We start from the raw sequence: 19254 nt of genomic DNA on the forward strand, positions 1-19254 counted from the left end.
ATGACAAAGGGCAGCCAAAGCTGCCCTTGCATGCGAAGCGGCCTAAGCCGCTGCGAAGAATTACTTCTTGAGGTGCGCGAACTTGTTGCGGAACTTCTCGACACGGCCGCCGAGGTTGTCCACGCTCTTCTGCGTGCCCGTGTAGAAGGGGTGCGATTCGCTGGTGGTTTCCAGCTTCACCAGCGGCAGGGTCTTGCCGTCGAGCTCGATGGTTTCCTTGGTCTGGACGGTGGAACGCGTCACGAACTGGAAACCGTTGGACAGGTCGACGAAGACGACGTCGCGGTAGTTGGGGTGAATGCCTTCTTTCATGGGAACCTCTCGGCTTAGGTCGGGAGCCACGCCACGGGTTGTGACGCACTTTCCGGGTGTTCTGGGGCGGAAAACCCGCGATTCTAGCGGGCTTCCCTGCAGTTTGGCTAGTTTGGGGCTGAAGAGTTACCCGCCGCGCCGCATCATGTCGAAGAAGTCCAGGTTGTTCTTCGACGCCTTCATCTTGTCGAGGATGAACTCCATCGCCTCGATCTCGTCCATGTTGTAGAGCAGCTTCCGCAGAATCCAGCTCTTCTGCAGGATCTCGGGCTTGAGCAGCAGCTCTTCACGACGCGTGCCGGATTTGTTGATCAGGATGGACGGGTAGACGCGCTTCTCGGCCATGCGGCGATCCAGGTGGATTTCGCAGTTGCCGGTGCCCTTGAACTCTTCGTAGATGACCTGGTCCATCAGCGAGCCGGTGTCGATCAGCGCCGTGCCGATGATGGTCAGCGAGCCGCCTTCCTCGATATTGCGCGCCGCGCCAAAGAAGCGCTTGGGGCGCTGCAGTGCGTTGGCGTCCACACCGCCGGACATGACCTTGCCGGACGATGGCAGCACGTTGTTGTAGGCACGGGCCAGGCGGGTGATCGAGTCCAGCAGGATGATCACGTCCTTCTTCAACTCCACCAGGCGCTTGGCGCGTTCGATGACCATTTCCGCGACCTGCACGTGGCGGGCGGCGGGTTCGTCGAAGGTGGAGCTGATGACCTCGCCGCGCACGGTGCGCAGCATCTCGGTCACTTCCTCGGGGCGCTCGTCGACGAGCAGCACGATGAGGTGGCAGTCCGGCGCGTTGGCGACGAGAGCATGGGCGATGCTCTTCATCATCTCGGTCTTGCCGGTCTTGGGCTGGGCGACGATCAGCGCGCGCTGGCCTTTGCCGATGGGAGACGTCAGGTCGATGATGCGACCGGTGATGTTCTCCTCACCCTTGTAGCCTTCACGCTCGAGCTTGAACTGCTCCTTGGGGAACAAGGGCGTCAGGTTCTCGAACATGATCTTGTTCTTGCTCTCCTCGGGCGTCTGGCCGTTGACACGGTCGACCTTCACGAGCGCGAAGTAGCGTTCGCCGTCCTTGGGCACGCGCACTTCGCCTTCCACCAGGTCGCCGGTGTGCAGGTTGAAGCGGCGGATCTGGCTGGGCGACAGGTAGATGTCGTCCGTCGAGGCCATGAAGCTGGCTTCGATCGAGCGCAGGAAGCCGAAGCCGTCGGGCAGGACTTCGAGCACGCCATCGCCGAAGACCTGTTCGCCGGCCTTGGCGCGCTTCTTCATGATGGCGAACATCAGTTCCTGCTTGCGCAGGCGCGAGACGTTCTCGATCTCCAGCTCCTCGCCCATCTTGATGAGGGCGGAGACGTGAAGGGCTTTGAGTTCGGAAAGATGCATGGGTGAACACCCGTCAGGGGCCGCAGCGCCAGCCAAGGCGCAACGGCGATTCCACGGCCGCCCCGTGACCGGACCGAAGGGGCAATCGCTCCAACAGCGAGCGACGCGGATTCAGACGAAACAAGGTGGGGAGGGGAGCCGAGGCCACGCTGGCTGGATTCCGTCGGGAACCCGGGGCGTGTTGGCTTTGGCTGCTGCGGCGGGGAGCCGGGAGGCGCCAGGAGCGCCGCAGCAGTTGGCGCGATTATAGGTTCGCGTCGAGGAAGGCGGTCAACTGGGCCTTGGACAGGGCGCCGACCTTGGTGGCGGCGAGCTGGCCGTCCTTGAACAGCATCAGCGTCGGGATGCCGCGGATGCCGAACTTGGCCGGCACTTCACGGTTCTCGTCGACGTTCATCTTGGCGACCTGCAGCTTCTCGCCGTAGCCGGTGGCGACCTCGTCGAGGATGGGCGCGATCATCTTGCAGGGGCCGCACCACTCGGCCCAGTAGTCCACCAGCACGGGCTTGCCGGACTGGATCACGTCGGCGTCGAAGGACGCGTCGGAAACATGCTTGATCAATTCGCTGCTCATGGGAGGGTTCCTTGGCCTCAAAGGTGTGGCGGCCGCCGTTGGCGCCGTCCGAATAGGCAAAAATGATTGTGACATAGCCACTTTTGCCCGGACGGTCACAGGGGTGACCGAAGTGGCAGCAGACGTTAGGGCGGGAGGCCCGGATTGCAAGCCATGAACGTGGGCCTGGAGCCCGGGGAAGACATCGACGCGTTCTGGCGCCGGGTGGCCGCCACCTGCGCCGACTGGCTGGCCAGCCAGGGCCTGGCGTTGCGCGACGCCGTGCTGCTCCTGCCCTTCGCACAGCAGATTGCGCCCGCCCGGCGCGCATTTTCGGCCCGTGGCGGTTGGGCGCCGCTGATCACCACAACCAACAGCCTGGCCTCGTCGCTGGGCCCCAGCCGGTTGGCCGCGCCCGGGCAGATCAGCCAGGACGCCGCCATCGACGCCTTCACGGCCGAAGGCCTGCTGGCTGACCAGAGCTGGGCGCTGGCGCTGCGGGGGCGCGACGAAAAGGCCTACGTGGCCGCCCGTGCCCGGCTTGTCGAAACCGCCCACGCGCTGGCCCGCGGTGCGGCGCAGCGGGCGCCGCAGGCGCGGCAGGCCTTCTTCGAGGCTGCCCGTGCGCGGTTGCAACTGCAGGCCGGTGGCCCGGGTGATCTGGAGCGGGCGCTGGGCCTGGTGGCCGTGGCCTGGGTGGAGGCGGACGACCGCCGGCCGGCCACCGATGCGCTGTTCGGCCAGCGGCCCGGCGCCTGGCTGGTGCTGGAGGTCGGCGGCCCGGACCCGCTGGCTCATGCGCTGATGACGCGGGACGTGCCGGCGCTGCGGCTGCAGGCCGATGTGGATCTGGACACGGCCGTGCCCACCGGCGTCGATCTGCGGCTGGCCGCCAGCGCCGACTTCGAAGCCCTGGCCGAGCAGGCCGCCACGGCCGTGTTGCAGCACCTGAACGCCGGCCGCGCGCCGGTGGCGCTGCTGGCGCAGGACCGCGTCGTCGTGCGCCGTGTGCGCACGCTGCTGATGCGCCAACGCGTGCCGATGCAGGACGAGACCGGCTGGACGCTGGCCACCACGCCCGCCGCCGCGGCGCTGATGGCCTTGCTGCGCGCGCTGCTGGCCCAGCCCGTGCTGGATGACTGGCTGGCCTGGCTGAAGTCGCCGCTGGGCGCCGCCTGGGATGCCGCCGCGCTGCGCGAGCTGGAGGCGCTGTGCCGCCGCAAGGGCTGGCGCCAGACCGGCCCGCTGGACGCACTCGCCCTGCCGCTGTGGCGCGAGATCCGCGATGCCACCGCGCCGCTGGCCGGTGGCGGCGCGCGCAAGCTGGGTGGTTGGCTGGCCGACCTGGGCCGCGTGCTGCGACGCCTCGGGCCATTGGCCGGCGTGGAAGGCGGCGAGCCGCTGCTGGATGCGCTGTGGATCAGCCGCAACCCGTGGGAGGGCAGTGCGCACGAGCAGGTCATCGGCGCGACGCGGCTGCGGCCCGACGAGTTTCTGGCCTGGGTGGACGCGACGCTGGAAGGCGCCCAGTTCAGCCCGCAGGAGGATGCGCAGGCAGCAGTCATCATCACGCCGATGGCGCGCGCGCTGCTACGGCCCTTCGGTGCCGCCGTGCTGCCGGGCGTGGACGCTGCGACGCTGGCTGCCTCGCCGCCGCGCAACGGCGTGCTGTCGGATGCTGACGCGCAGGCGCTGGGCCTGCCGCACATGGCCGCGCAGCGCGAGGCGCAGGCCTGGGCTTTCGCGCAGCTGCTGCGCCTGCCGGCCGTCACGCTGCTGCGCTGCAGCCACGCCGGTGCCGAGCCGCTGCCGCCCAGCCCGCTGCTTGAGCGCCTCGAAGCCGCCTGGGGCCACACGCTGCCGGCCTGGCAGGACGAACGCGCCGCGGCGGTGCTGGCCCACACGCCCACACCGCGGCGTGCAGCCGTTCCGGCATGCCTGCCGGCGGCCTTGAGTGCCAGCAGCATCGAGGCGCTGCGCAACTGCCCCTACCAGTTCTTCAGCCGCAGCCTGCTGGGCCTGCGCGAGCCCGACGAGCTGGAGGTCGAGCTGGACAAGCGCGACTACGGCACCTGGCTGCACGACGTCCTCAAGCGTTTCCACGAGCAGCGCAGCGGTGATGATCTCGCCGACCTGCGCGCTGCCGCCGACACCGAGGGCGAACGCCTGGACGCGGCCGACTTCCTGCCTTACCGCGCCGCCTTCGAGCGTGTGCTGCCGCGCTACGTGAGCTGGCTGGCCGAGACCGAGGCCCGTGGCCAGCGCTTCGAGGCCGGTGAGGTCGACAAGCGCTGCCAGCCCTTCGACGGCGTGCTGGCCGGGCTGGTGCTGCAGGGGCGTCTCGACCGCATCGACGCCACGCGCGACGGCCCGCTGCTGCTGGACTACAAGACCGGCCGTGCTGCTGAACTGAAGGACAAGCTCAAGGCGCCGCTGGAGGACACGCAGCTGGCCGTCTACGCGCTGCTGATGGACGCCGCCCCGGCGTTGCAGGCCGCCTACCTCGCGCTGGACGAGCCGGACGCGCTGAAGCTGGTGCCGCACGAGGCCGTCAGCGAGACGGCTCTCGCCTTGCGCGACGGCCTGCAGGCCGACCTCACTGAGGTGCTGGGCGGCGCCGCGCTGCCGGCGCTGGGCGAAGGCCGCGTCTGCGACTACTGCGAAGCGCGCGGCCTGTGCCGCAAGGATGACTGGGCATGACAAGCGACTTCGCCTACTACGCCGATGGCCGGCTGATCCCCCGCGAGCGCTTCTACGCCATCGCCTGCGACCCGGCGCGCAGCAGCATCGTCGAGGCCTGCGCCGGCGCCGGCAAGACGTGGATGCTGGTGTCGCGCATCCTGCGTGCGCTGCTGGCCGGCGCCGAGCCGCAGCAGATCGTCGCCATCACGTTCACGCGCAAGGCCGCGGGCGAGATGCGCGAGCGGCTGTCCGAATGGCTGGCCGGCTTCGCCGCGGCCGACGAGGCCGCGCAACGCCAGGCGCTGGTGGACCGCGGCCTGGAAGCCGCCGAGGCCGAGCGTCTGCGCCCGCGGCTGGCCACGCTGCAGGCCGAGTTGCTGCGCGGCGGGCGTGGCGTGGAGGTGCGCACCTTCCATGGCTGGTTCTCTCAGTTGCTGCGCGCCGCGCCGATGAGCCTGCTGGCCGAGCTGGGCATCTCCCCGGAGCTGCAGCTCATCGAGGACGAGGCGGAGCTGATGCCGCAGCTGTGGCGGCGCTTCCACGCCGCGGTGCTGGGTGATGCCGACCTGCTGGCCGACTTCCAGGCGCTGACGTTGACGCGCGGCCGGCACAACCTGCGCGAATGGCTGGTGGCCGGCTTCTCCAAGCGTGTGGAGTTGGGCCTTGCCGACGCGACCGGAGTGCTGGCCGCCAGCCTTTTGCCGCCAAAGCACGACCCGGTAGAGCGCTTCGAGCAGCTGGCGCCGTCGCTGGTGGCGCTGGCCCGTGAGCTGGGGCAGGGCGGTGCCAAGGCGCAGACGGCTGCTGCGGCGCTGGTGGACGCCGGCAACTTCGACGAGGTCTGGGCTGCGCTGTTCACCGCCACCGGCACGTCGCGCAAGCTGGACAAGGCCAGCGACGCGCTGCCGTCGCTGCGCGCCATGGTCACCGAGCTCGAAGCGCTGCGCGCCGACTTCGACCAGCTGGCCGCTGCCGAGCAGCATGCCCGCATGTGCCGGCTGGCCCGCGTGCTGGTCGCCGAGTTCGAGGCGCTCAAGCGAGGCCGCGGCCTCGTCGACATGAACGACCTGGAGCGCGGCGCGCTGGCGCTGCTGGCGCGGCCCGAGCTGGCCGGCTGGGTGCAGCAGCGGCTGGACGCGCAGGTGCGCCACCTGCTCATCGACGAGTTCCAGGACACCAGCCCGCTGCAGTGGCAGGCCCTGCACGGCTGGCTGCAGGCCTATGCCGGCGCGGGCGGTGGCGCGCAGATCAGCGTCTTCATCGTCGGCGACCCCAAGCAGAGCATCTACCGCTTCCGCCGCGCCGAGCCGCGCGTCTTCATCGCCGCGCGCGAGTTCGTGCTGGGCGGGCTGGCCGGCGTCAGCCTGGCCTGCGACCACACGCGGCGCAACGCGCCCGAGGTGCTGGCCGCCGTGAACGGGGCGCTGGACGGCGTGCTGGAAGGCTTTCGCCCCCACACCACCGAGGGCGCGCCGGGCAGCGATGCGCTGGCCGGCCTGTGGCTGCTGGACGGCCCGCCCGGCGAAAAGACGGAGCGCGAGGTCGACCCGCTGGCCTGGCGCGCCAGCCTGATCGAGCCGCGCCACGAGCCCGAGTTCGAACGCCGCGCCGCCGAGGCCCAACGCGTGGCGGCCTGCATCGCCGGCTTGCTGGCCGCGCGGCCCGACCTGGGCCCCGAGGACATCTTTGTGCTGGCGCGCAAGCGCGAGCCGCTGCGTCAGCTGAGCGCAGCACTCACCGCTGCGGGCATCCCGCATGCCGCGCCCGAGGAGACGCCGCTCGCCGACGCGCCCGCCGTGCGCGACCTGCTTGCGGTGCTGGACGTGCTGGCCTCGCCCGGCCACGACCATTCGCTGGCCCAGGCGCTGGCCAGCCCGCTGTTCGGCATCGCCGACGACGAACTGCTGCGCATCGCCCGGGCTGCAGGCCGCGTGGCCTATCTGGACATGCCCGCCGCCGCCCAGCACCTGCCGTGGTGGGAGGCCGTGCAGGCCTTGCCCGAACCCAGCCTGGCGCTGGCACGTGCACGCGGCCTGCTGGCCGGCTGGCGCGAGGCCGCCTCACTGAGCACGCCGCACGAGCTTCTGGATCGCATCGTCCACGAGGGCGAGCTGCTGCCGCGTCTGCTGGCTGCCAGCCCGCCCACCGAGGCGGCGGCGCGCGTGCAGAGCGTGCAGGCGCTGCTGCGCGCCGCGCTGGACCTGGACGGCGGTCGCTATGCCCAGCTCTACGGCTTCGTGCGGGCGCTGCGCAGCCGGCCGCTGACCTGGGGCCAGGCCACCGGCGAGGCCGGCGTGCAACTGCTGACCATCCACGGTGCCAAGGGGCTGGAGGCCGAGGTCGTCGTGCTGCTGGATGCCGACGCTGCGCCGCCCAAGGCCGAGACCTACGGCCTGCTGCTGGACTGGCCGGTGGACCTACCGGCACCGCGCCAGGCGGCCTTCTTCGGCTCCGAGGCCAAGCCGCCGCCGTCGCTGGCCGGTCTCGTCGCGCAGGAACAGGCCGCCCGCGAGCGCGAGGAGTTCAACGCGCTCTACGTGGCACTGACGCGTGCGCGCCGCATGCTCATCGTCAGCCGCACACCGGCCAAAAGGCCGCAGGCCAGCTGGTGGGCGCGGCTCTCGCCGCTGGGCCAGCCCTGGCCGCTGGCGCTGAAGGATGGCGCGGCGGCCGAGGCGCCCGCGCCGCGTTGGTGGCCGCTGCCGGCCTGGCAGGGGCAGCGTGTGGAGCTGCCGGCCCGCGCGGCCGACAACGCGCGGGCCGCCCAGGTGGGCGAGGCGCTGCACCGGGCCCTGGAATGGGCCAGCCAGCCGGGCCAGACCCAGCCGCTGGACGTGCTGCTGGCCGGCAGCGGCCAGGCCTTCGGGCTGGACGCCGCCGGCCGCCAGCAACTGGAGCGCAGCGTGCGCGCCATCCTGGCCAGCCCCGAGGCCGGGCCCTTCTTCGATCCGGCCGAGCTGCTATGGGCCGGCAACGAGGTGGCCGTGGCACTGGACGGCGGCGAAGGCCGCATCGACCGCCTCGTGCAGTATCGCGACGGCTGCTGGTGGGTGCTGGACTACAAGCTGGGCCTGTCACCCGAGGCCGTGCAGACCTATCACCAACAGCTGCGCGGCTACGTGGCGGCGGTGCAGGCACTGCAGCCTGGCGAGCCCGTGAAAGCCGCGTTGATCAGCGGCGAGGGCAGGGTCGTGTTTGTCGCATAGAATGGCGGGCTTGATCGGGGCGTAGCGCAGCCTGGTAGCGCATCTGCTTTGGGAGCAGAGGGTCGCGAGTTCGAATCCCGCCGCCCCGACCAAATTTTTCCTCAGAAATCAACGGGTTGCAGCTGCATGGCTGTAGCCCGTTTTCCTTTCCGAGTCCGAGTTTTGGTCTTTGGGGACAACCGCGGACTCGACGGGCTTTGCGCTGTGGTGAAAGCCGGCCATTGGGCTCCCGCGACGCTGGCTGTGGGGCAGAGCAGACAAAAGGGCGCCCGAGGTACCCCGCCTGCAGACTGAGCGGTTCGGACTTGGACTGATGCATGCCTGTGCAGGGGCGAGCACTGCAGTTCTTGAGGACAACTGGCGCCAGCAGGGCAGCGTGGACTGCAGTTTTGCCACCGACTGCGTAGTCGACGACCCGCGCGTGCCAGGCGAAATTTTGGAAGTGCTGGCGCAAGGTGGGCCCCGGCCGGTCCGCAGCCGGGCGCGTGACGGTCACAGGCGCTTGCGGACGAGACGCTTGATCAAGGGGGGGCTTCCGGTGCCGGGGGCCGTCTCGAGTTCGAGCTCGAACCGGCAGCATTCGCCGGCCGGCGTGATGACGGTCAGGTCGTCGAGCGACGCAGCGACCGCCATGCGGTGGCGCGCAATCGCCTCCCCTTCGTCCCTGGGCGGCAGCTTGCCGATCAGCTGCGCCACTTCAATGGGGCCGTGCGCTTCACCCAGGTCGGCGCCGGTGATCCAGTCGCCGTCGGGATGGATCAGGCTTGCAGCGGTGTGCGCATCTCGCCGGTCCACCGCGTCGAGAAAGCGCATCAGCAGTGATCGGGCAGACCCTCTCGGCGCATAGGCTGTGTGCAGCAGGGCCTGCGCCGCGACACCGTTGGCCTCCCCGATGGCTTCCGCGTAAAGCGCCTGGACGGACAGGTTCTCATGCGATCGGCGGCGCGGCGCGGCGCCGTCGAGGGTGTAGATCGCCTGTGCGCGCTTGGTCAGGATGTCCCGGTCCTGAGACTTGGGCTCGCCGCCGCCGCCGAGGCAGCCGCCCGGGCAGGCCATCACCTCGATGGCGACGTACTCGGTCCGCCAGCCCTCCGTCTGCAGGAGGCGCTGTGCGACCGCAATGCCGTTGCAAACCGCGACGCGTCCCATGCCTGGCACGTCGGTGGTCTTGATGCCTTCGTCGACGCCACGCAGTTGATGCCATTCCAGGGGCAGCGTGCGGTCGCCCCGGACGATGAATGACGCTGTGCGGACCAGGGCTTCCATGACGCCGCCGGACGCGCCGAAGATCTGACCGGCGCCGGTGCTCTCGCCCAGCGGGTCGTCGAAGCGTCCGTCGTCGTCGAGCGCTCCGAATGCGATGTCGCGCGCCCGGATCATCCTGGCGAGCTCCCTTGTCGTCAGTACCAGGTCCACGTCGCCCGACATGCCAGGTCTCAGCGCTTCGTCCTTCTTGGCGGTGCAGGGCATGATGCCGACGACGAATGCCTGTGTCGGCCGGCCGGCTGTCGCGGCTAGCGTGCGCGCGAACGGCCCGCGTTTCGTCAGCGACCCGAGGATCTGTTGCGGGGAGCGTGTGTCGCTGAGATGCACCAGCAGGTCCGGACGGTTGATCTCGACCCAGTTCACCCACGCAGGACAGCACGACGTCAACAGCGGCAGCTGCCGTCCGTCCATGAGGCGGCCGAGCAATTCGGCGCTCTCCTCCATGATGGTCACGTCGGCGCCGAAGTTCACGTCGAAGACCTGCTTGAAACCCAAGGCCCGCAGCGCATTGATCAATCGACCGGTGCTGATGGTCCCGGGCTTGAAGCCGAACTCCTCGCCGATGGCGATGCGTGTAGCGGGGGCGACCATTGCAACGGCCATGTGCTGGCGGGAGTCCAGGACTTCAAGCGCCGCATGCCAGGCGGGGGCCTCGACCAGCGCGCCGACCGGACACACCAGGGTGCACTGGCCGCAGGAAATGCAACGCGTTTCGGCCAGCGGCTGATCAAAAACCGTCACCGGTGCGCGATCGCCGGCGCGCCCGGCGAAGCCGATCACGTGCTGCTCCTGGCCTGGACTGCCGCAAACCTGTGCGCACAGGCCACATTCGATGCACTTGGACAGGTCGCGCCAGATGCTCGGTGAGGTGTGGTCCGTGACGAGGTGTGCGCCGGGGCCAGGCAAGACTGCGGGCACGTGGGGCCAGCGGCTTTCCCATTGATGTTCATGGACAAGGGATTGCAGCCGGCACGCCCCATTCACCTCGCAGTGCATGCAGCTGTCGGGATGCCTCGCGAGCAGCCATTCGGCATTCGCTTGCCGGAAGGTCCGCACCACGCCGCTTTCCGTCTCGACGATGTCGCCTTGCTTGGCGGCCGTCGCGCAGGAGGGCTGCAGGCGCTGTGTGCCCTCGACCTCCACGACGCACATGCGGCAGACGGCAAGCGGCGGCAACCTGGGGTGGTGGCACAGGGTGGGGACGTGCACGCCGGCCTTGCGGGCGGCGGTGAGCAGCGTCGCGCCATCGTCGACCTCGACCTGCAAACCGTTGACTTTCAGCTGGATCATCAAGTCCCTCGCCCTGGCAGGACAGCCTGCTTCGCGCAAACCTTTCCTTCGGCATGCCGGGTCTGCGCGCCTGCGCCGCGACCCGAGTGGCATTCGGCAGCCCAATGCTGTTCGGCGCATGGGGGGTGATGCCTTTCAACCGGACGAGATTCGCGGCGGACCAATCTACAACTCATCGGGCCTTCTGCCTTGCGAAGTCGCAAGCTGGGAAGTTCACGTTGACCTGCCCTCAATGCCCGTACCAGTCGTTTTGAGAAGTTCGCTGGGTTGAAGGAGATTACTGCTGGGTGTGCAGCGGCGCCAGCACGGCGCCGCCGGTTGTTTGATGATTCAGGCCGGCGATGCGGCTGAAGCTGCGGTCGGAGAGTCGGGGCGTGCCCACGGCGTGTTGCTCAGGCCGCCAACGCCATCTGGCTGGCTTCGCACAGAGCGGCCATCTCGCCGATGTCGAAGGCGCGCTCCGGGGCCAGCAGCACGACGAAGCGCTCGCCGCGCTTGCCCATGCCGGCGATGAAATCGCGCCGCGTCGCGCCGCCGAACTGCGGCGGCGGTTCGATCTGCGACGGCTCCAGCGAGATCACCTCGCTGACGGCGTCCACCATCAGCCCGAGTTCCGCGCGCTCGCCATCCCGCACCGAGTCGACGATGACGAAGCAGGTCTTTTTGCTGATCGTGGCCGGCGGGCGGCCGAAGCGGGCTTGCAGGTCGATGACGGGCACGACCGCACCGCGCAGGTTGATGACGCCGCGCACGAAGTCGGGCATCAGCGGCACGGGCGTGACTGTGCCGTGCTGGATGATCTCGCGCACAGTGCGGATGTCGATGGCAAAGGCCTCGCCGTCGACCGTGAAGCTGAGGAACTGTTGCGCCGTGCCGGTGGCGTCGGTCGTCGGGGTGCTCATGGTCGAGACTCCTGCGTCAGAAGGGGCGGAAATTGCCGTGGGTGCCGGTGGCCAGCGGGCGCGCCTGGCCCACGCCGCGGGTGCCGCGCATCGGCGAGTGGGGCGCGCGGCGCTCGACGAAACCCGTCTGCTCAGGATGCCCCTGCGCCGGGCGCCGGCCCGCCTCGACCTCGGTGTTGAAGAAGGCCACCGACTGCTGCAGTTGCGTGGCCTGGCTGGACAGCTCCTCGGAGGTTGCGGCCAGTTCCTCGGAGGCACTGGCGTTCTGCTGCGTGGCCTTGCTGAGCTGGCCCATGGCGCCACCGATCTGGGTGACAGACTGGCTCTGCTCCTGTGACGCTGCAGAGATCTCCTGCACGAGCTCGCTGGTCTTCTGGATGCTGGGCACGATCTCGTCGAGCAGCTTGCCGGCGCGCTCGGCGGTGTTGACGCTGTTGCTGGCGAGGTCGCCGATCTCCTTGGCGGCCTCCTGGCTACGCTCGGCGAGCTTGCGCACTTCAGCGGCGACGACGGCGAAGCCCTTGCCATGCTCGCCGGCACGGGCAGCCTCGATGGCGGCGTTCAGGGCCAGCAGGTTGGTCTGGTAGGCGATGTCGTCGACGATGCTGATCTTCTGGGCGATCTGCTTCATCGCGGTGACGGTCTGCGTGACGGCGATGCCACCGTCAGTGGCTTCCTTGCTGGCCTTGGTGGCCATGCTGTCGGTTACGCGGGCGTTGTCGCTGTTCTGGCTGATGCTGGCCGAGATCATGTCGACGGAGGCCGTCGTCTGCTCGACCGACGAGGCCTGCTCGCTGGCGGCCTGGGACAGGCTCTGCGCGGTGGCGCTGACCTGGCTGGCTGCGCCGCTGAGCGCATCCGCTGCGCTGCGCACCTCCTCGATGATGGCCGCCAGCTTGTCGCTTGTGCGATTGGCGTCGTCGCGGAGCTGGCCGAACACGCCCGAATAGTCACCAGTGATGCGCTGGGACAGGTCGCCTTCGGAAAGCGCCGACAGCACGCGGCTCACGTCGCCGAAGACGACAGTCGTCGTCTCGAGGAGCGTGTTCACACCCTCGCACAGCCGCGACACGAGCCCGGACTTGCCTGTCGTCGGGATGCGCTGCGTCATGTCGCCGTTGCGTGCTGCCGCAGCCACCTGTTCCGCCTCCTCGACGGCTTGCTCCAGTGCGCGGGTGGAAGCCACCTGGGCGCTCACGTCGGTCGCAATCTTGACGATCTTGACGACACGGCCCATCTCGTCCTTGACCGGCGCGTACACGGCCTGAATCCAGACATCCTGGCCTGACTTGTTGAGGCGACGGAAGAGGTCGTTCTGTGCTTGGCCGGCATTGAGGTCGCGCCAGAACTGGGCGTATTCCGGGCTCGAAGCCAGCGTCGGGTCGCAGAACATGCGGTGATGCCGGCCCTTGACCTCGTCCAGGATGTAGCCAAGCGTGCGCAGGAAGTTGTCGTTGGCGTGCAGGACATGGCCGGTCAGATCGAATTCGATGTAGGCATAGCTGGCATCGATGGCGGCCAGGATGCCGCGGGCGTTCTGGCGCTCGATCTCCTGCTCGGTGATGTCGTAGCGCACACCGAGGTATTTCATCGGCTTGCCGTTGTCGCCCAGGATGGGGGCGATGACGGCGTCCACGTAGTAGGGGGTGCCGTCCTTGGCGCGGTTCTTCACGATGCCGCGGAAGATGTCCCCGCGGCCGATGGTGGACCACATCTGCTTGAACACCTCCTTGGGCATGTCGGGGTGCCGCGTGGTGTTGTGGCCGTGGCCGATCAGCTCGCTGCGGCTGTACTTGGACACCTCCAGGAACTTCTCGTTGACACAGAGGATGTCGCCCTTCTTGTCCGCCTCCGAGACGATGCTCGTGATGTTCATGATGTCGGTGCGGACCTTGAGTTCGGCTTCTACGTCGTGCAGCCGGGCCTCGGCTTCGGCGCGGGCGGTCTCGGCTGCCTGCCGGGCAGCCTCGGCGGCGTCCAGCGCCTTGCCGGCGATCAGGCGGGTGATCCAGGAGGGCTTGTTCATGGTGGATGTCCTTCTTTGCAGGCGATCTGCGTTGATGCCGCTTCAAGCGGTGAAGCGTTCCGGAGCGAGTTCGTTGGCGTGGCGGCGCCCCGGGAGTTCAGCCGCCAAATGGCTGAGGGCGGCGATGTCGAAGATCAGCGCCACCTCGCCGTTGCCGAGGATGGAAGAGCCGGCCATGCCGCGCAGGCTGCGGAAGAGGCGGCCTAGCGGCTTGATAACCGTCTGGTGCTGGCCCAGCAGCGCGTCCACGAGCACGCCGAAGCGGCTGTGGCCGGCCTTGAGCACGACGATGCTGCCGCGAACGGCCTGCGGGCCGTCGATGGCGTAGAGCGTGCGCAGGCTGACGACGGGCAGCACCTGCCCGCGCAGCTCGACGACACCGCGGCCGCGCGGGTCCAGCACGGCCTCGCCGGCGCGGCCTTCGATGACCTCGACGACGGCGTCCAGCGGAAAGATGAAGCGCGACGTGCCGACGCCGATGAGGAAGCCGTCAATGATGGCCAGCGTCAGCGGCAGCCTGATCTCGATGGTCGAGCCCTGGCCCTCCACGCTATCGAGCAGGACGCTGCCGCGCAGCGCCTCGATGTTGCTGCGCACGACGTCCATGCCGACGCCGCGGCCGCTGAGGTTGGTGACGGCCTCGGCTGTGGAGAAGCCTGGCTCGAAGATCAGTTGCAGGATGGCGTTGTCGTCCGGCACGGTGCCGCGCTCGAGCAAGCCGCGCTCCCACGCCCGCTCCAGCACCTTGCGGCGCTGGATGCCGCGGCCGTCGTCGTCGATGCGGATGACGATGCTGCCGGCCTCGTGGTGGGCCGACAGCGTGAGACGGCCCTGCGGCGGCTTGCCAGCCGCTTCGCGCTGTGCCGGCGTTTCCACGCCGTGGTCCAGGCCGTTGCGCACCAGGTGCATCAGCGGGTCGGCGATGCGCTCAACGACGCTCTTGTCCAGCTCGGTGTCGCCGCCGATGATTTCCAGCTGCACGGACTTGCCCAGCTCGGCGGCGGTGTCGCGCACGACGCGGCGAAAGCGCGCGAAGGTCTCGCCGATGGGCACCATGCGCAGCTGCAGCGTGCTGTTGCGGATCTCCTCGATGAGGTGGCTGATCTGGCCGTTGGCCTCGATGAGCTGGCGCTGCTGGGTCTGGCGGGCGAGCAGTTCCGCCCCGGCGCCGGCGATGACGAGCTCGCCCAGCAGGTTGATGACGGCGTCCAGACGGTGGGCCTGCACGCGGATGAAGCGCTGGTCCTCGCCGCCAGCCGCGGCCGGGGCGGTGGTGTCGCTGCGGCGCTGTTCACGCTGCTTGCGCAGCGCGGCGTCCACCACCTGCGGCGCGAGCCCGGTCTGCTCGGTCAGCAGCTGGCCGGGCAGGGCCGGCGCGCCCACGGCATCGGTGGCCTGCTGGCTACGAAGCCCCTGCTGCAGCTGCGCGGGGCTGACGGCGCCCGCGGCGACGAGGATCTCGCCCAGGCGCGGATTGCCGGGCATGGCGTCGATCATGTCGGCGAACTGGGCAGCCGTGGCTCCCGGGTTGAGCACGTGGAGCTGGCAGTCCTCGCGCACGAAGCTGAAGGCGTCCTCGATCTGCTCGCGGCTGGCTTCCGAGACCAGGCTGAAGATGAAGGCCAGGTGGCAGCTCTCGGGGTCGAGTTCGTCCAGCGCCGGCACGCCGCCGACGTCGCAGATCATGTGCGGCACGTCGCCCAGGCCGCGCACGTAGTTCAGCACCGCCAGCGGGTCCATGCCGTTGCGGAAGACGTCGCGGCCGAAGGCGATCGAGACATGCCATGGGTGCTGTGTCGACGTGGCCGCGCGGGCCGGGGCGGGCGGCGCGGCCTCGCAGACCGGGGCGCTGATGCCGGCGGCGGCCTGCAGCTCGGCGACGAGGCCGTTGCGCTGGTCTGCCGCCACCGCGTCGGCGGGCAGGCCGCCTGCCTCGGCGACGAGGGCGCGGATCTGGTCGTTGCAGCGCAGCAGCAGTGTGCTCAGGGCGGGCGTCAGCACGACCTGGCCCTCGCGCAGCCGCTGCAGCAGCGTCTCGACGTGATGGGTGAAGCCGACGATGTCGTCCAGTCCGAACAGCCCGGCCGAGCCCTTGACGGTGTGGGCGCAGCGGAAGAGGGCATTCAGCAGCTCGGCGTCGTCGGGCTCGTCTTCCAGTTGCAGCAACAGGGCTTCCAGACCTTCGATCTGCTCCTCGGCTTCGCTGAGGAAGGCGGGCAGGGCTTCGGCGATGAAATCGGCATCGGTGCTCATGCGGCCTCCGCAGGCGATGGGGTCTGGAGATCGCCCAGCCAGGTGGCCAGGCCAAGCGCCGCGCAGGCCTCGCGCAGCGGGAGGCTGGGGGCGCGCAGGCGCAGCGTGCAGCCGCGGGCAGCCAGGCAGCGCTGCAAGGCCAGCAGCAGCTGCACGCCGGCGCCGTCGACCTGGTCGACGCCCTGGCCGTCCGCCAGGGCCTCGGTGCCGGCCGAGGCGGCATCGCCCGCCCAGGCCAGCCACTGCGGATGCAGCTCGGCGGCGCTGTAGATGCTCAGTTCCGAGGGAAGGGGCAACGCGTCCATGCGGCCTCCACGTTCAGGGCAGCACCAGCTTGGACACGGCGTCCAGCAGCTGGGGCGGGTTGAAGGGCTTGACGATCCAGGCCTTGGCGCCTGCCTGGCGGCCACGGTTCTTGGCGTCCTCCTCGCCCTCGGTGGTCAGCATGACGACCGGGATGAAGCGGTGCCGCGGATGCTGCTTGACCTGCGTCACGAAGGTGATGCCGTCCATGTTGGGCATGTTCACGTCGCACACGATGAGGTGGACCTTGGGTACCTGGCCCAGCGCGTCGAGTGCGGCCACGCCGTCGCCGGCTTCCAGCACGTCATAGCCGGACCGGGTCAGGGCCAGGCGCACCACGGTGCGCAGCGAGGTCGAGTCATCGACGATGAGAATGGTCTTGGCCATGGGCATCCTCAGAAGAAGGTGGTCTCGGTGTGCTGGGCAGGGGTGGCCTGCACCGGGGCGCCGCGGGTGACGGCGCGTTGTTCGGCGGTCGTGTAGCCGGCCGCGAGCAGTTGTTGCCAGGAGGTCTCGTCGGGCGTCTCGCCGCTGGCGGCGGCTTGCCGTAAGGAGGCGCTGGCCTGGGTTATGGAGTCGCGCAGCTGGTCCAGGATCTGGTGCACGCGGTCCTGGAACTGGAAGGACATCAGCAACTGCTCCACCTGCGACTTGACCCGTTCGCCCTGTGCGCTCTGCTCGGTACTGCGCTGCCGCAGTTCGGCCACCGTGGCATTGACCTGCGCGACGACCTGGCTGACGGTCTGTTCCGAGGCCTGGATGGCCTCGGTGTCCCGTGTGGCGGATTGCGTGGCCAGTTGCAGCGCCTGCTGCATGTGCCGATCGAACTCGCCGACCTGCACGCCGATGCGGCGGCCGGTCTCCCCCGATTCGGCCGACAGCCGCCGCACCTCCCCGGCCACGACGGCGAAGCCCCGCCCCGCCGTGCCAGCGCGTGCGGCTTCGATGGCAGCGTTGATGGACAACAGGTTGGTGTGGCGCGCGATGTTGGAGACGTCCTCGGCCATGGCGTGCAATTGGCCGGAGGACTCGCCCAGCGTGCGCACGGTGCTCAGGATCTCGTTGCGCGACTGCACGAAGCTGTTGAAGTGATCCAGCAGGCCGCGCAGCTGCGCGTCGCAGTCGGCCAGCACGACCAGGCGGCCTTGTCCTTCGGCGCTGCCGTCGGTCTGGCCGATCAGGCCGTCCAGTTGCTGGAGGATGTCGCCGAAGGCACCCAGCATCTGCTCGACCGCCTCCCGCAACTGCGTCTGGGCGGTGGCGACGTGCGTGCCCCAGGTGCGGGACGCCTCTTCCATGCAGTTGACGAGCACGGCGGACGGGGGCTGCGCGTCCGGGTCGGCAGCGCCCGTGGCGGTTGTGCTGCCCAACTGCCAGCCCGCGGCGGCGGCCAGCACCCACAGCACCCAGGCCGCCCTCATGCCACCGAAGGCCAGTGCCACGCCAGCCAGCAGCCACAGGCCCACCATGGCCGCCAGGCGCGCGCGGCGCCACGCTGCGGCGGACGCGCCGGTCGGCGTGACGGCGGTGCTAGTTGGCGAAAATGATGTTTCGATCATTTGTTGCGATTTTTTTACTGCGCAGGCGAAGTTGGTCGTGGATGGTTGGCGAGAGCAACGTCTTTTGAATCATTTATATCAATTTTGGCAAATCAAAGATCAAATGACCAGCACACGCAGACCGAGCGGCTGCGCTATTCGAGGTTTCTGCGCACAAGTTGGCAGGCCGGCACGTGCTGCCGTGCCTTCGGGGGAGGGGGGCGAGTTCAGGATGGCTTTGTTGCGCAAATCAATACGCGAAGGGCATAACCCCAGCCCCGGACGGCCTCATGCCAAGACGGTCACCGGCACGGTTGGGAGAGGTCGATCTGGCTGAAGCGGTTCAGCAACGCGACCCGGACATGCAACTCCGCCACCTGGCGATAAATCCTGGCGCTGACTCGTTCGCCCAGGCGCTTGCAAGCTTGAACGGCTTCATTGCATGGCTCCGATCCCGCGCTCGGCCTCTTCCAGAGGCTGGCGCGCCCGAGCTTGCCTCGATCCGTTGGCTTGGGGCCTGTGTACTCGCCCCCCCGGCGCTGACGACGCTCGCCGCATCCGTGCAGGTGCGGCTGATGTCCAGCTTCTTCGCCTTGTTGCACCACAGCTCGTAGACAGCGCGCAGCCGGAGCGCCGCCGCTGGCTTCTTGGCGGGTGGCAATGTGGAACTGTTCGGGCCAGCGAGGGAGCGGGGCAGGGCGACCTCAGAGGGTGTGTCGACTGGTTCGCCTTCGTCCCGCAGTTTGTGGGCCTTGCGTGGCTTCGCCATCGCCGTGGCGGACATGTAGAGCATGCGGCGACGCGCTAAAGGGTCGCCGAGGGCTTCGCTGTGTCCCTTCTTCCCGATGACGGAGACCAGTTCCTTCGGGACCGCGATGCGGAAGTAGTGGCGGCCACCTTTCGTGACCAGCTAGGGATCTTCTTGGGCAACTTCGTCACCGCTGGATACTCCCATCGGGCCGCTGGAGAGTGGCCCTTCTGGGAAGACGAATGGAACCAAGCCCTTGAATGACAAAGGCCCCAGAGGTGCGCTTTGATCCATAACCGTGCTGGAACGACGGACGCATATCTCGGTTTCCAGGGGACGCCAGCGTGCATCTCCTCGAGGGATTGTTCTCAACGCATATGTGGGCCGCAAAGTTCAGAGTTCGGACCGGGAGAAGTAGCCGCCAGCAAAGTAATGGGGCGTCTTTCTTGTAGTCCGCAAAGTTATGCGACCGGGTTGCCAGCGAGGGGTATGCCGTCAAGCAAATATGGGCCGCTTCAGCAGTTCGTGCCGAGCCGCGCCGTTCACTGATCGCGTGCGGCACATTCGCTGTCACACATTCGGCTGCACTCAGAACAGATGCCAACTTAGCTTGCCCTGCGAGGTCGCGATGAGCAGTCCTACGAGCAATGAGGCCGCGTGTTGACGCCGACTGAAATTTGACCCACCCGTGAGGGCCCTGCCGACCCAAATTTGACCCAGGTGTTCAACCTACCCTGCCCGAGATATCCACAGCTGGGCGGGGGTGTGAGGAGTGATCACCAT

At 68.7% G+C, this 19254-nt stretch carries 12 protein-coding genes, 1 tRNA gene and 1 pseudogene; 3 read left to right on the forward strand and 11 right to left on the reverse strand.

All coding sequences use genetic code 11. The features are described 5' to 3' along the window. Positions 1 to 60: 60 nt before the first annotated feature. The 3 genes from ACG04R_RS21035 to trxA form a co-directional block, all read right to left on the reverse strand. Complete coding sequence (locus tag ACG04R_RS21035) at positions 61 to 312, reverse strand: type B 50S ribosomal protein L31 (RefSeq protein WP_088481742.1); 252 nt, start codon at positions 310 to 312, stop codon at positions 61 to 63. A 126-nt stretch (positions 313 to 438) separates the two neighbouring features. Beyond that, a complete protein-coding gene (gene rho, locus ACG04R_RS21040; protein WP_394415465.1) occupies positions 439 to 1704 on the reverse strand; it encodes a transcription termination factor Rho in 1266 nt (421 codons plus the stop codon). Positions 1705 to 1948: 244 nt separating this feature from the next. Then, positions 1949 to 2278 carry a thioredoxin TrxA gene (trxA, locus tag ACG04R_RS21045; RefSeq protein ID WP_394415468.1) on the reverse strand — a complete coding sequence of 110 codons (330 nt, stop codon included), beginning with the start codon at positions 2276 to 2278 and terminating at the stop codon, positions 1949 to 1951. A gap of 153 nt (positions 2279 to 2431) precedes the next feature. On the opposite strand from trxA, the gene ACG04R_RS21050 reads away from it, so the two are divergent. The 3 genes from ACG04R_RS21050 to ACG04R_RS21060 all read left to right on the forward strand — a co-directional run bounded on the left by ACG04R_RS21050 (position 2432) and on the right by ACG04R_RS21060 (position 8237). Then, the gene (locus ACG04R_RS21050; protein WP_394415470.1) at positions 2432 to 4957 is read left to right on the forward strand and encodes a PD-(D/E)XK nuclease family protein; all 2526 of its coding nucleotides are present in this window, start codon (positions 2432 to 2434) and stop codon (positions 4955 to 4957) included. Next, complete coding sequence (locus tag ACG04R_RS21055) at positions 4954 to 8145, forward strand: UvrD-helicase domain-containing protein (protein WP_394415472.1); 3192 nt, start codon at positions 4954 to 4956, stop codon at positions 8143 to 8145. Before ACG04R_RS21050 ends, ACG04R_RS21055 begins: the two co-directional genes overlap by 4 nt. Before the next feature lie 15 nt (positions 8146 to 8160). Continuing rightward, positions 8161 to 8237: transfer RNA gene (locus ACG04R_RS21060), tRNA-Pro, on the forward strand. Between the two features lie 400 nt (positions 8238 to 8637). On the opposite strand, the gene ACG04R_RS21065 is transcribed toward ACG04R_RS21060, so the two are convergent. From ACG04R_RS21065 to ACG04R_RS21100, 8 genes and pseudogenes are all read right to left on the reverse strand, one after another. Next, positions 8638 to 10701, reverse strand: a complete 2064-nt coding sequence (locus tag ACG04R_RS21065) for a [FeFe] hydrogenase, group A (protein ID WP_394415474.1) — start codon at positions 10699 to 10701, stop codon at positions 8638 to 8640. 392 nt (positions 10702 to 11093) lie between these two features. Further along, positions 11094 to 11603: a chemotaxis protein CheW gene (locus ACG04R_RS21070; protein WP_394415476.1), complete on the reverse strand. Its 510-nt coding sequence runs from the start codon at positions 11601 to 11603 to the stop codon at positions 11094 to 11096. Positions 11604 to 11619: 16 nt separating this feature from the next. Beyond that, complete coding sequence (locus tag ACG04R_RS21075) at positions 11620 to 13629, reverse strand: methyl-accepting chemotaxis protein (protein WP_394415478.1); 2010 nt, start codon at positions 13627 to 13629, stop codon at positions 11620 to 11622. A gap of 42 nt (positions 13630 to 13671) precedes the next feature. Next, on the reverse strand, positions 13672 to 15882 hold the full coding sequence (locus ACG04R_RS21080) for a chemotaxis protein CheA (RefSeq protein ID WP_394415480.1): 2211 nt from the start codon (positions 15880 to 15882) through the stop codon (positions 13672 to 13674). Then, complete coding sequence (locus ACG04R_RS21085; RefSeq protein WP_394415482.1) at positions 15879 to 16187, reverse strand: STAS domain-containing protein; 309 nt, start codon at positions 16185 to 16187, stop codon at positions 15879 to 15881. Before ACG04R_RS21085 ends, ACG04R_RS21080 begins: the two co-directional genes overlap by 4 nt. Positions 16188 to 16200: 13 nt before the next feature. Beyond that, positions 16201 to 16572 (reverse strand): response regulator, encoded by a 372-nt coding sequence (locus ACG04R_RS21090; RefSeq protein WP_394415484.1) that lies wholly within the window; start codon positions 16570 to 16572, stop codon positions 16201 to 16203. An 8-nt stretch (positions 16573 to 16580) separates the two neighbouring features. Then, complete coding sequence (locus ACG04R_RS21095; protein WP_394415486.1) at positions 16581 to 17744, reverse strand: methyl-accepting chemotaxis protein; 1164 nt, start codon at positions 17742 to 17744, stop codon at positions 16581 to 16583. Between the two features lie 281 nt (positions 17745 to 18025). Next, a pseudogene (locus ACG04R_RS21100) lies at positions 18026 to 18205 on the reverse strand (IS5/IS1182 family transposase); the annotation flags it as partial. Positions 18206 to 19254 lie beyond the last annotated feature (1049 nt).

The organism is Pelomonas candidula (genome assembly GCF_043555985.1).
Classification (GTDB): Bacteria; Pseudomonadota; Gammaproteobacteria; order Burkholderiales; family Burkholderiaceae_C; genus Pelomonas; species Pelomonas candidula.